The 12953-nt window shown below is 37.7% G+C and carries 9 protein-coding genes and 1 pseudogene; 5 read left to right on the top strand and 5 right to left on the bottom strand.

From position 1 onward, the window contains the following. Positions 1-41: 41 nt before the first annotated feature. Together H5968_RS04485 and H5968_RS04480 are read right to left on the bottom strand one after the other, a co-directional pair. Positions 42-302, bottom strand: a complete 261-nt coding sequence (locus H5968_RS04485) for a chlororespiratory reduction protein 7 (protein WP_096570233.1) — start codon at positions 300-302, stop codon at positions 42-44. Between the two features lie 102 nt (positions 303-404). Continuing rightward, the gene (locus H5968_RS04480) at positions 405-1610 is read right to left on the bottom strand and encodes a histidine kinase (RefSeq protein ID WP_187038953.1); all 1206 of its coding nucleotides are present in this window, start codon (positions 1608-1610) and stop codon (positions 405-407) included. Between the two features lie 126 nt (positions 1611-1736). Between H5968_RS04480 and H5968_RS04475 the strand changes: the two genes are divergently transcribed. The 3 genes from H5968_RS04475 (at position 1737) to H5968_RS04465 (ending at position 5293) form a co-directional block, all read left to right on the top strand. Then, positions 1737-3257 carry a hypothetical protein gene (locus H5968_RS04475; RefSeq protein WP_187038952.1) on the top strand — a complete coding sequence of 507 codons (1521 nt, stop codon included), beginning with the start codon at positions 1737-1739 and terminating at the stop codon, positions 3255-3257. A 144-nt stretch (positions 3258-3401) separates the two neighbouring features. Continuing rightward, a complete protein-coding gene (locus H5968_RS04470) occupies positions 3402-4799 on the top strand; it encodes an S-layer homology domain-containing protein (RefSeq protein WP_187038951.1) in 1398 nt (465 codons plus the stop codon). 236 nt (positions 4800-5035) lie between these two features. Beyond that, positions 5036-5293 carry a hypothetical protein gene (locus H5968_RS04465; protein ID WP_187038950.1) on the top strand — a complete coding sequence of 86 codons (258 nt, stop codon included), beginning with the start codon at positions 5036-5038 and terminating at the stop codon, positions 5291-5293. Between the two features lie 215 nt (positions 5294-5508). On the opposite strand, the pseudogene H5968_RS04460 reads toward H5968_RS04465, so the two are convergent. The 3 genes and pseudogenes from H5968_RS04460 to H5968_RS04450 form a co-directional block, all read right to left on the bottom strand. Next, positions 5509-5706, bottom strand: a pseudogene (locus tag H5968_RS04460) (hypothetical protein); the annotation flags it as partial. Between the two features lie 641 nt (positions 5707-6347). Further along, complete coding sequence (locus H5968_RS04455) at positions 6348-6977, bottom strand: (2Fe-2S) ferredoxin domain-containing protein (protein WP_187038949.1); 630 nt, start codon at positions 6975-6977, stop codon at positions 6348-6350. 65 nt (positions 6978-7042) lie between these two features. Beyond that, positions 7043-7318: an Asr1405/Asl0597 family protein gene (locus H5968_RS04450; RefSeq protein WP_187038948.1), complete on the bottom strand. Its 276-nt coding sequence runs from the start codon at positions 7316-7318 to the stop codon at positions 7043-7045. A 388-nt stretch (positions 7319-7706) separates the two neighbouring features. Here H5968_RS04450 and H5968_RS04445 point away from each other — a divergent pair, with 388 nt between their 5' ends. Beyond that, positions 7707-8261 carry a Dps family protein gene (locus H5968_RS04445; RefSeq protein ID WP_187038947.1) on the top strand — a complete coding sequence of 185 codons (555 nt, stop codon included), beginning with the start codon at positions 7707-7709 and terminating at the stop codon, positions 8259-8261. Positions 8262-9081: 820 nt separating this feature from the next. Beyond that, positions 9082-12372, top strand: coding sequence for a carbamoyl-phosphate synthase large subunit (gene carB / locus H5968_RS04440; protein WP_187038946.1), 3291 nt, complete (start codon positions 9082-9084; stop codon positions 12370-12372). Positions 12373-12953: the final 581 nt, after the last annotated feature.

Below are 12953 nucleotides of genomic sequence, written 5' to 3'. Positions count from 1 at the left end.
ATTGGGAAAAATAAAATGATTACCCAGTCCCCAGTCCCCAGTCACTTTTCTAATCTCACAGCATACCACTGTAAATATTTTCCTGGTCCTACATCTAATTCACAACTGGTATCAATTAAATATTGTGCTTGTTCTGTGACAGAATCAAATTTCTGGATATCAGGAGTTAAGTCATCAAAAGCCAGTTGTTTTAAAGTATTTTCTAGCTTTTCTAGTAATTCTGATTTCGTCAAAAATTGTTCTTCTTGGTTAGTTTCGAGAACAACAAAATTGTCCTCTTCATACATTAATGGATGTGGCATTTTTTTGGGTAATTGGTAATTGGTAATTGGTAATTGGTAATTGGTAATTGGTAATTGGGAAATAAAAATTCTAACTTCTAGAAATCCTGACTCCTGACTAAATTAAGATGGATAAACTGGTAAAGTAAAATGAAACCATGCACCACCATGAGGATTTGCATCTACCCAAATTTGACCATAGTGCGCTCTAATAATACGTTGACATAAAGCCAGACCAATGCCATAACCATCAGTTGCTTCATCTCGTTGCAGACGGAAATGATTTTCAAAGATGCGATCGCGGTTTTCTGGGGGAATACCAGGACCTGTATCACCAATACTAAACTGTACTTTTTGAGTGGTGCGGTGTAGTCCGGCTAAACTAATCATGCCTCCTTCGGGTGTATATTTAATAGCATTATCTAATAAATTTACTAAAACTTGACGGATACGCTCAGGATCGGCATATACATAAGGTAAATCTTTGGGGATATCTGTTTCTATTTTTTGAGCTTTGCTAATATAGCGATCGCGTAATTCTTCCAATACTTCATAACTAAGTTTTCCTAATTCTACTTTTTGTGGTATGATATTAAATTCTTTATCATTTCCCCTTCCCACTTGTAACAAGTCAGCTATCATCCGGTCAATGATTCGTGTTTGATTACGGGCTTGTTTTAACAAATGTTCAGCCATAGCTGGTTTTAAACGGTAAAATGCTCCCTTTTCAGAATTGTAGTTATTTTGAAGCGTTTCTATAGCTATAGCAGCAGCAGTTAAAGGATTACGGAGGTCATGGGCTAACATTGCCATTACCCGGTCTTTAAATTGTAACTGTTCTTGCAGTTTCTCTTTTTCCTGCTTCAAGTTAAAAATTTCATCTGAAAGCTTGATCAACTCCGCAGAAACAGCAACAGAATGTATGGTAGATGTGGGTAATGTTGCCCGCACATTCTCATCTTTGAGTTCTTGTAAGTCTTCCTGTAACTTTAAGAAAGCGTCTACAGCAACTTGCCAGCGAGGCCACCAGTTTTTTAATTGGGTTATAATATTGCTTCCCGCCAGAGTCTGTTGAGGTTCTGGATGAATTTTAATTAAAGCCGGCGTTGCTACTAATTTAAAATGTTCCGCTAGATACGGTTGTTGGCCGACATCAATAATTTGTAGTTCAAAACTATACTCTGTTTCTAATTCTCTTAAATAAGAGCGTATGCGCTGTACCTGTTGTCGGGACTTTGGTCGTCCATCGACAAAAAGCAACAGCTGGAGTGGAGCCTCAGAATAGATAGGCTGATCCTGGGAAACTTGCATGTAATCTTGTTTCAGCACTGGTAACAACCTGGCGACGCTTTACAGAAAGTAAAATAAACTGACGGTTGTCGATGGTCGTTGTTTTCTTCCAATTTAATATCTATTTTAGATTTTTCATACACCCATCAGATTGACATTTTTGACATGAGAAAAATCTTTGTGGGACTTTCACTGTCTTTGACGCTGGGTTTTACTCCCAGTTTTGCCTTAGCTCTGGAATATAAGTCTCAGTTAGACCTGAGTCAAAGTGTTGATTCAGTAGCAGGAGAAAATATATTTTATACCAAAGCTATGCAGCTAGTACAACAGCAGATTTATTTAATTGCTCGACTTGAGCAAGCACTGAGCAGTTCAGACCCCAACAGAATGAGATCCGTGAGGGGGCAATTAACTGTTTATACCCATTCTGTAGAAACTTTTCTCAAACGTCAGTACCCAAGTCCGAAAACTTTGTGTACCGCAAAAGGAGAGTTGTCTCAACAGTCTGATTTAACTGTGCAGTTAACTGATTCTCAATTACAAATTTACTGCTCTTTGTATGCTGCCAACCAGGAATTGTTAAAATTATCCCCAGTTACAGATCGGCTGTTGTCTCGACGGGGTGAGTTAGGGTTGGTGAGAAAGTTACCTTTGGTTTCTGGAGAAAGAAAATCAGATCCGGTGATTTCTATTGCACCAGTACAGCGTCCTGATCTTAGTAAACCTGCAACACCTTTTATTCGTAAAGAACCAAATTTAACTTCTTCCCCATTACCAGTGGTTGGCAGCCCGGCAAAAACAGCTATAGCTAACTATAAACCGCCTATCCAGCCCGCGATCGCACCACCAGAGGAAGCTATCAGCACTCTTAGAACTGCCAATCAAATCTTGCAAGCAGCCCAAAAAAGATTTCCTGACAACATCAAATTTATCAATCCACAGGAAGACGCAGCGACACTAGACCGTTTTGCTTACGACATTGATTCCCAAGAAAAACAAATCTACGCTCAGTTTTTGCAATTGCCTAACACGGGCATTTTTCGAGTGTTACCTGATTCAGCCTACCGTCGTCGGCCGAATACCCTCCAAAATCGATTACAACCAAGTGTTATTGAGCGTTATCCTTTTCCCTCTGTGGGTGAGGGTAAGGGAGATTTTACTCCTAGTTTAGCATTGAAAATGATTGACGATAACTTCCAGTTATTCCCTCAAGGAATAGATTATGGTTTTATCGTTAATATAGGTGATGTACCTTTAGAAAAATTGGATGGTAGACTACAAACTCTTGATCTATCAACGCGGGACTTTTTTCTCAACTACCAACCACCGAGAGAGTTAAAAGCCTTACAGGTAGATAGAAGGCGGTTTATTACAGGTAAAAGTCAAAATTGGCAACAGTCGCAAATTTATTTGAGTGGTGCTAAAGCGGAAGTAAATAAAACTTATTTAGTGCGATCGCTCCAATTTCAACTCCCAGAAATCATCTCAGAACGTCAACCCGTACGCCGTCAAAATAGCCGTATCAGGCAACAATTAACAGAAGTGCCTAGTAGTGATACTATCATAGCCTTTCGTGCCGTGCGTCGCCGTCCTGATGGCAGCTACACTATTCTTTGGCGAGTTCTCAACCAGTTACCCGCACCGCAAATCAATGATTTAGAAAAATATGTGATTGGTGATTGGTGACTGGGGACTGGGGACTGGTGATTGGTGATTGGTGATTAGGTTATTTACCTCCCTGTTCCCTGTTCCCTGTTCCCTGTTCCCTGTTCCCTGTTCCCTGAAATGCTAATGTAGAAATTGATAATAAATATCTATTTGTGATTTCCTGTGGTGCTTTATAAAAATCCTGTTATCTTTTTCAGTATAGCTGTTTTACTTTCTACCTTAACAGCCTGTGCTAATGGTCCTACTGCCAAAAATTTAGAACAGTCTTTAGCAGCAGATCCTAGACTGCAAACAAATACTGCGGTTTTTGGTGAAACCAAGAATCCAGAAATATCAACTGCACCTAAAGTTGAATTACCTGCTGACTTTCCTCAAGAAATTCCTATTTATCCTAATGCTAAGTTAGCAGAAATTCAAACTGCAAATAATAATTCAGATAATTCAACAAATTCAGAAAATAAACCTGAAAATAGAATTGTAACTCGTTGGCAAAGTGCAGATCCTAGTAATATAATTGCCAACTTTTACAGCAGTGAGTTTAAAAATCAGAATTGGCAAATTTTACAACAACCACAAGACGATACAGAAGGAACTTTTGAAGTCAAGCGGAATGATTTATTATTGAAAGTAGCAATTAACCCAAAAACCGTTACCAACTCAGCACCAAATCAACCACAAACAGCTACAGAATTAACAATTGAATATACATCTAATAATAGTGTAACTGCAAATTCTGGGACAAATTCTGGGACAAATTCTCAACCAGGAGATTCGCAATTTATTGGACCAGTTTCACCAGGGGTTGATGTTTCTAAACAACCAACAAATACAGAAATTACAGCAATTGAAAATTCACAAACTCAAGAATTTACTGATTTGAATAAAGTACCACCAGAATGGCGGAAACAGATTGAAGATTTAGGTAGATTAGGAGTTTTATCAATTGCATCAAACCCCAATAACAGCAATTCTAATGCTACAAATGCTCAACAATTTGCACCTGATAAAATCATCACTCGCAGAGAATTTGCTCGTTGGTTAGTAACTGCAAATAATGTCATGTATGCTAATAATCCTGCGAAAAAAATCCGTTTATCATCCACAAATACACAACCAGTCTTTAGAGATGTTTTACCTAAAGATCCTGATTTTCCAACTATTCAAGGATTAGCAGAAGCGGGATTAATTCCTAGTAGTTTATCAGGAAATGCCACAGAAGTTTTATTTCGTCCTGATGCACCTTTAACCAGGGAAAATTTGTTAATGTGGAAAGTTCCTTTAGATACTCGTCAAGCTTTACCGAATGCTAATTTGGAAGCTGTAAAACAAACTTGGGGTTTTCAGGATACAGAAAAAATTGATCCTAAAGCATTAAGAGCAATTTTAGCTGACTTTCAAAATGCAGAACAATCAAATATTAGGAGAGTTTTTGGATATACTACTCTTTTTCAACCGAAAAAAGCTGTAACTCGTGGGGAAGCTGCTGCTGCCATATCTTATTTTGGTTTGCAAAGTGAGGGGATGTCAACTACTGAAGCTTTGAAATTGAAAGGAGAGTAAGTTGTTAGAGTGAGGATTTTTGGGATTTGGGTATGTACAGGATTGATTTATTTGTCTGAATCATGATGTCCAGGATTTGAGGATTTATGGCTAACGCCACGCTTCGCTATCAGGATGAGATTTAGGAAGATAGAAAACTGTTATTTTATAATTAAGGAGTGATAATTTTTGATAAAATAAGATATTGAATTATTATTTCTAGGGTTCTCTTAATTAAGAACACATACACAAAAACCATGAATCAGCTTTTAGAACAAGCATTCGCTGTAGTATCACAGCTACCAGAACAAGAACAAAATGAAATTGCTCAAATAATTTTTCAAAAATTAGCTCAGAATCAACAATTACTGCAACCCAAATATATGGATAAAAATATCGATTTTATACAATTTGCTGGTATTGCTAATTCAGAAGAATCTATATTGTTACGGCAGCTTGAACATGAGATTGAAGAACAAAGATTACTAGACTCATCAAGGGAAATTGAATTGTGAAAAAAGTGATGTTAGATACTAATATCATCTCATATTTTTTGCGAGGTGAAACACAAGTAGTTCAAAAACTTCGGGAATATCAAAAATTTTATATAGCATAAAATTTGCCATTCCATTCAGCACTAAGCTGTTGTGCATTTAATTTGTATAAGTGGAACAGGCATCTTGCCTGTTAAACAAGAGTTCAGAATATTAGGATTATACAATTTAGCTGTGTAACAGCTTACCATGCAAGGTAAACTAGCTTCATCAAAGACATTTTCTACCTCAACAATATGGGGATGACGACATAACGCTAGTCTCAAACCTTCATCACGAAAATCCTGTTTTAATTTATTTTGATGTTGTATCAAATCTGGACGATTTAAAATTTCTTGTCTCAGGGTTTTTATTACTCGCAGTTCACCACGTTGCTTTTCAGCCATTTTGATATAGTTCTATTTGTTGAGTTTGATTGATATCATCATTTTTATCAATATTCATCTAGGTTTGATTAGGGTTGAAACAGAATTTACAGTATGTTTGTTTAGGTTAATATTTTTATTTGTCAGAATCAGGATATCCAGGATTTAAGGATTTTCAGGATATGATTTAGGAAGTTAATATTTCTATTTTTCAGAATCAGGATTTACAGGATGTTATTTGAATAAGCTGTTATGCCTTTAACTTGAATAATTAATACAAGCAAGATGCTTGTGCTACTGTAACTTCAGGTTTTTTTAATTATACAGTTTAGCTGCACATCAGCTTACCATTATTTTTTAATTAGATAATCTGATTATATCATTTTTTGTTCAATTGTATTTTCTTGATTTTAACTAATGTAGGCATAATATCAAATGAGTTTGCAATAATTTTTACTTTTTTGAGACAAATAATTAAACCCCAAAAATCATTATCAATGAGAAAAAATTAAACATCCTGAAAGTAATTAAATCCTGGATATCCTGATTCAGATAAATAATTAAATCCTGCAAATCCTGAAAATAATTAAATCCTGGATATCCTGATTCAGACAAATAATTAAATCCTGAAAATCATCAATTACAAAAAATCAAACTTCCATAAACTGCGGAGATTTGATTTCCGCATCCTCACCAAAATGCTTATCTACCAAAATAGCAACTTGTGAAGGTTGAACTTTAGTATACCGGGTTTTATCTGGCATGACTAAATTAGGTCCAGCCTTACAATTTTTCATGCAACCAGTACCTTTAATATCAACTGTATCCTGTAAACCGCGATCGCTCAACTCAGACTCCAACACCTGACACAACGCTTTACCACCGCGTTTCATGCAATCAGATTTTTGACACATTAAGATAGTTTGCTTTTTCGCTCGTTTGGGTTTACTCGTTTCCGGTGCTAAAGCAACTTTTTCCATATTTAAATTAGGCGCAATTATTTCTACTTGAGAGCGACCAGCCATTACCCGTTCAGCTTTTAACGTGACTTCCTCTTTTTTAGCGTCATACTTTTTAGTACCTACCACCTGTAACCAAGTACCACGAGGTAAACGCAAGTCAAAAGCTATCCGTAAATGCTTGGCTAATTTTACATAACATTCACCATCAGAAGTCGCTAATAATAAACCTTTTAACTTATAACCATCTTTAATCACAAAATCTAAAAATCTACCTTCTAGGCAAAATTCTGATACTTCTACACCAGTATAGATACTCATCTTTCGTTCACCCAAGATTAACTAACTACAAAGCAGATAAAAGGAAAACAGAAAATAATTACAAATTACAAGGCTTGATAACGCAAGCGCAAACAATCTTTTAAATGACAAATTAAGTCTTGGCGATAAGCTTTAACTTGTCTCACCACACTCCAAACTTGGATAGCTATTTGTGGGTTAGTAATTTCTACTTGCAATGGTTGGTTACTCTGACAATGACAAGGAATATCTAATTCATTTAAGCGTTGATAAACTTGCCAACGTTCTGACCAACTCACATCAATAACGTGCTGTGTTCCTAATTGTGAATTATGTGAATTATGTGAATTAGAGAATTTCAAGTGAATTACCCTCAAAGTGCAACAAAATGGCAGTAAATAGAACAGAATAACCCCCTGTGACTGGGAGTTTATTGGACTTGAGCCTTATCAACCAGAATAGCGTAAGTGCAAATTATTGTCATTAAATTTGCAAAAAATTTTCATAAAACTTGAACCACCACACCCCAAAGGTGTTACACACAATGTGTAAATAAAGTCAAGGATATTAGCAAACAAACAGAGATGAAATTAATAGTTAACACCAGACATAAAAGGAAAACGAATACTTGCAGCGATAAAAATTAGAAATTCTGTCATATTTAGCAGACTGGCATGAAAATTTTTTAATGTTAAGATATAACAAAAAGCAGTAGTTGAAAAAAACAACTGCTACAAAGCGAGGAGAACCATGTCTGATACTCAAACTTTGATTCAAAATTTTGGTCAAGTATATGACAACCCTGTATTACTAGATCGCAGTGTTACCGAACCAGTAATTGAAGGATTTAATATTGCATTAGCTAGTTTTCAAGCACTTTACCTACAGTATCAGAAACATCATTTTGTGGTTGAAGGTGCGGAATTTTATTCACTGCATAAATTCTTTAACGAAAGCTACGAGGAAGTTCAAGATCACATTCATGAAATTGGTGAACGTTTAAATGGTTTGGGTGGTGTTCCTGTAGCTTCTTTTAGCAAATTAGCTGAATTATGCTGCTTTGAACCAGAAGCAGATGGTACATTTTCTTCCCGGAAGATGATAGAAAATGACCTAGTAGCAGAACAAGCAATGATTAGCTTAATTCGCCGTTTAGCCTATCAGGCTGAGAGTTTAGGAGATCGGGGGACAAGATATCTCTATGAACAAATCCTGCTAAAAACAGAAGAAAGAGCTTATCATTTAGCACATTTCTTAGCCAAGGATAGTTTAACATTAGGTTTTGTTCAAAGAACCACAAACTAAATTTAACCTCATCTTAAATTTCTGCATTTATATAGATGCAAAATTTAGTAGAGTAGATTAAAACCGAAAATAAAAAATTGGCAGCTAGGTAAAACCACAGATGAGTTACCTATCTGTCATTTTTTGTATTTATCAGTGCAATTATTATTAATTATATAAAATGCAAATATTTGTCATTTGCTGATCAAGCAGGACTTACGGAAAACAGAAAGGAGGTAGGGGTAATTCATGAATTACCCCTACGAATAAAACATCACTAAAAATTGTTAAAAATCATATTTAACAGTTATTGAAAATAAATTTCAGGAAAATTTATCAACTCAGAAGCTATAAATTTTCAAAAATAATCTGAAAAATAGGATCATCATCAAATCAACATTCATCCTCAAAGCAAATATTCAGGAAAAAATCTCACAATAGCTGCAAACTATTTAGGACTTACGCAGAAGTTATGGAAGAATGAACCACGAAGAACACGAAGAACACGAAGGTAAGAGAGTTTGAGAGGTATTTTGGGTAAGTCTTGAGTTTCTTCCTTTGAGTCTTCGCTTATTTGCGTCTACCCTGCGGGATCTCCTGACGGAGATTGCGCGAAACATAAATATCTGGAAAATGGAATTGTTCAGTTATTCTTTTACGTCTGCGTTTATCTGCGTGTATCTGTGTTAAATTACTCAAGATAACCGAAAAATTAGGCTACACTGTTAAAAAATCTACCTAATCACAAGAACTAAGAAAACTTAATAATAAATATAAGGACTAGGGGTAAAGACCCTTAAAATAGTCAAGATTTGTATTTTCCTGATCTAAAGTAAAAACTATGCCTCGTCGTCAAGATATCCGCAAAATTCTTTTGTTAGGTTCTGGTCCTATTGTCATTGGCCAAGCTTGTGAGTTTGACTATTCTGGTACTCAAGCCTGTAAAGCTTTACGGGAAGAGGGTTTTGAGGTGGTGCTGATAAATTCTAACCCGGCTACTATTATGACTGATCCAGAAACGGCCGATCACACTTATATCGAACCGCTAACACCGGAAATTGTAGCAAAGGTCATTGCTAAAGAACGTCCTGATGCCCTTTTACCAACTATGGGGGGACAAACTGCTTTAAATCTTGCGGTTGCTTTAGCGAAAAATGGGGTTTTAGACCAGTATAACGTCGAATTAATCGGTGCGAAATTACCAGCGATTGAAAAAGCTGAAGATCGCAAGTTGTTTAACGAAGCGATGGATAAGATCGGGGTGAAGGTATGTCCTAGTGGTACAGCGTCAACCTTAGAAGAAGCTAAGGCGATCGCCGATCGGATAGGATCTTATCCTCTCATTATTCGTCCTGCTTTTACAATGGGCGGTACTGGTGGCGGTATTGCTTACAATAAAGAAGAATTTGAAGTGATGGCACAGGTTGGTATTGATGCTAGTCCTGTTTCTCAAATTCTTATAGATCAGTCTTTATTAGGTTGGAAGGAATATGAACTAGAAGTGATGCGGGATCTTGCGGATAACGTTGTCATTATCTGTTCTATCGAAAATTTCGATCCGATGGGGATTCATACTGGTGATTCTATCACGGTTGCCCCTGCCCAGACTCTCACAGATAAAGAATATCAACGTCTGCGGGATATGGCGATCAAAATTATCCGGGAAATAGGGGTGGAAACCGGTGGTTCTAATATTCAGTTTGCGGTGAACCCAGTAAATGGGGATGTGGTAGTTATTGAAATGAACCCCCGTGTTTCCCGCAGTTCTGCGTTAGCTTCTAAAGCAACTGGTTTTCCTATTGCAAAGATGGCCGCAAAGTTAGCTGTGGGTTACACTTTGGATGAAATTAGTAATGATATTACTAAGAAAACCCCCGCTTCTTTTGAACCGACTATTGACTATGTAGTTACGAAAATTCCCCGGTTTGCGTTTGAAAAGTTTCCTGGTTCTGATCCAGTGTTAACTACGCAAATGAAGTCTGTGGGGGAAGCAATGGCCATAGGAAGAACTTTTAATGAGTCTTTCCAAAAAGCTATGCGGTCCTTGGAAACTGGCCGCGCTGGATGGGGTGCTGATAAACCAGAAAAGTTACCCAGTGGGGAACAAATTCGCGCTCAGTTACGTACACCTAACCCAGAGAGAGTTTTTGCTTTGCGTCATGCGATGCTGTTAGGTATGAGTAATGAGGAAATTTACGAACTAACTGCTATAGATCCCTGGTTTTTGGATAAATTACAGCAAATTCTGGAAGTTGAGAAGTTCTTAAAACGCACTTCTTTACAGCAGTTGACAAAAGAGCAAATGTATGGGGTCAAGCGTAATGGTTTTAGTGATCGCCAAATTGCTTTCTGTACGAAAACCAAGGAAGATGAAGTTAGAGCATATCGTAAACAGTTAGGTGTTATCCCCGTTTACAAAACTGTGGATACGTGCGCTGCGGAGTTTGAAGCGTTCACACCTTATTATTATTCTACCTACGAGGAAGAAACGGAAGTTTTACCCACCGATAAACCCAAGGTAATGATTTTGGGAGGTGGTCCAAACCGTATTGGTCAGGGGATAGAATTTGATTATTGTTGCTGTCATGCGGCATACTCTTTGAAAGCTGCGGGGTATGAAACCATGATGGTGAACTCTAACCCGGAGACTGTTTCTACTGATTACGATACTAGCGATCGCCTATATTTTGAACCTCTTACCAAAGAAGACGTACTCAACATCATCGAAGCGGAAAACCCTGTCGGTATTATTGTCCAGTTCGGTGGACAAACTCCCCTAAAATTAGCAGTTCCATTGCAAAACTATCTTCAAAGTATAGCCAGCAATGAGGAAATCCAAAATCCAAAATCCAAAATCCAAAATCCAGAAATCTGGGGTACTTCTCCTGATTCTATCGACATGGCAGAAAATCGGGAACGGTTTGAAAAGATTCTTCAAGAGTTGAATATTGCCCAACCGCCTAATGGTATCGCTAGAAGTTATGAAGATGCGTTAATTGTCGCTAAACGGATCGGCTATCCCGTTGTGGTTCGCCCTAGTTACGTTTTGGGTGGACGAGCGATGGAAATAGTCTACTCTGATGCAGAGTTGGAAAGATATATGACTTTTGCAGTGCAGGTAGAACCAGATCATCCAATTTTAATTGATAAGTTCCTAGAAAATGCCATTGAAGTGGATGTAGATGCGATCGCCGATCATACGGGTAGAGTGGTTATTGGTGGCATTATGGAACACATTGAACAAGCGGGTATTCACTCAGGAGATTCGGCTTGTTCTCTCCCTTCAATTTCCCTCTCTCCCGCAGTCCTTAACCAAATTAGGACTTGGACAGTTGAACTAGCAAAAGCTTTATCTGTAGTGGGTTTGATGAATATTCAATTTGCCGTTGTTGGTGCAAATAGTTATTCTCCCCAAGTCTACATTTTAGAAGCTAACCCCCGTGCATCTCGCACTGTTCCATTTGTGTCTAAAGCAACAGGCGTACCTTTAGCTAAGTTGGCATCTTTAATTATGTCTGGTAAGACTTTAGAGGAATTAAACTTTACTCAGGAAGTGATTCCCTCTCATATAGCTGTGAAAGAAGCAGTTTTACCCTTTAATAAATTCCCCGGTACTGATACCATCTTAGGTCCTGAAATGCGTTCCACTGGGGAAGTTATGGGAATTGATGCTGATTTTGGGCGGGCATTTGCTAAAGCGGAAATGGGCGCAGGGGAAAAATTACCCCTCCAGGGTACTGTATTTGTGTCTATGAGCGATCGGGATAAAGCCTTAGTTGTGGATGTGGTGAAAGAGTTTATCAACCTGGGTTTTCATATTATCGCCACCCAAGGTACACGCCAATATTTGAAGGAGCAAGGTTTAAAAGTTGAGCAAGTGCTGAAACTTCATGAAGGCCGTCCTAATGTGATTGATGTGATCAAAAATCAACAAATTCAGTTAATTATTAACACACCTTCAGGGGAAGAAGCCCGTACCGATGGACAACTGATCCGCCGTACAGCTTTAGCCTACAAAATTCCCATAATTACCACTATAGCAGGTGCGCGGGCAACAGTAGCCGCTATCCGTTCCCTGCAAAACACCACCTTAGATGTGAAAGTCATTCAAGAATACTGTCCCATAGGGTAATGAGTAATGGGTAATGGGTAATTGGTAACTGGTAATTGGTAATTGGTGAGAATCAACTTTTGCCTTTTGCTTTCTTGCTGTTCCCTGTTCCCTATTACCTATTACCTATTACCTATTACCTATTACCTATTACCTATTACCTATTACCTATTACCTATTACCTATTACCTCTTCACTGTCACCTGTCACCTGTCACCTCGTCCCGAAACATTAAGCAATTATTATAGGCAAATCATTATAGTTAATATTGAGATATTTTAACAAATATGAGGAAACCATCTACTTCTCATTTTTCGTTCTGACTCCTGACTCATGCTTCAAGAGGGCAACCACAGGGGGTTGCCCCTACGGCTGAACTCCTGCCTCATGCCTCAAGAGGGCAACAACAGGGGGTTGCTCCTACGGCTAAACTACTATTCCTATAATATTTCAGTACAATTACGACATAGCCTCACCTGATGTAACCAGGAATTTTCTAGTTACTCGGTAGTCAAGCTTTTTTAATAAATGTTACAATTGTTAACAATTACATCACACGGAAAATGTTAGACAGATCATGGTATCTCTAACTACAGGTACTT

Origin of the sequence: Sphaerospermopsis sp. LEGE 00249, from assembly GCF_014299995.1 — a bacterium.
GTDB lineage: Bacteria > Cyanobacteriota > Cyanobacteriia > Cyanobacteriales > Nostocaceae > Sphaerospermopsis > Sphaerospermopsis kisseleviana.
The sequence above is the reverse complement of the archived record's forward strand: the minus strand, read 5'-3'. Positions and strand labels throughout refer to the sequence as shown.

What these genes read in the sequence shown, in the direction of transcription:
- H5968_RS04465 (WP_187038950.1), top strand. Translation starts at nt 5,036, where the DNA reads ATGAATCAGCTTTTAGAACAAGCATTCGCTGTAGTATCACAGCTACCA.
- H5968_RS04445 (WP_187038947.1), top strand. Translation starts at nt 7,707, where the DNA reads ATGTCTGATACTCAAACTTTGATTCAAAATTTTGGTCAAGTATATGAC.
- H5968_RS04485 (WP_096570233.1), bottom strand. Translation starts at nt 302, where the DNA reads ATGCCACATCCATTAATGTATGAAGAGGACAATTTTGTTGTTCTCGAA.
- H5968_RS04455 (WP_187038949.1), bottom strand. Translation starts at nt 6,977, where the DNA reads ATGAGTATCTATACTGGTGTAGAAGTATCAGAATTTTGCCTAGAAGGT.
- H5968_RS04475 (WP_187038952.1), top strand. Translation starts at nt 1,737, where the DNA reads ATGAGAAAAATCTTTGTGGGACTTTCACTGTCTTTGACGCTGGGTTTT.
- carB (WP_187038946.1), top strand. Translation starts at nt 9,082, where the DNA reads ATGCCTCGTCGTCAAGATATCCGCAAAATTCTTTTGTTAGGTTCTGGT.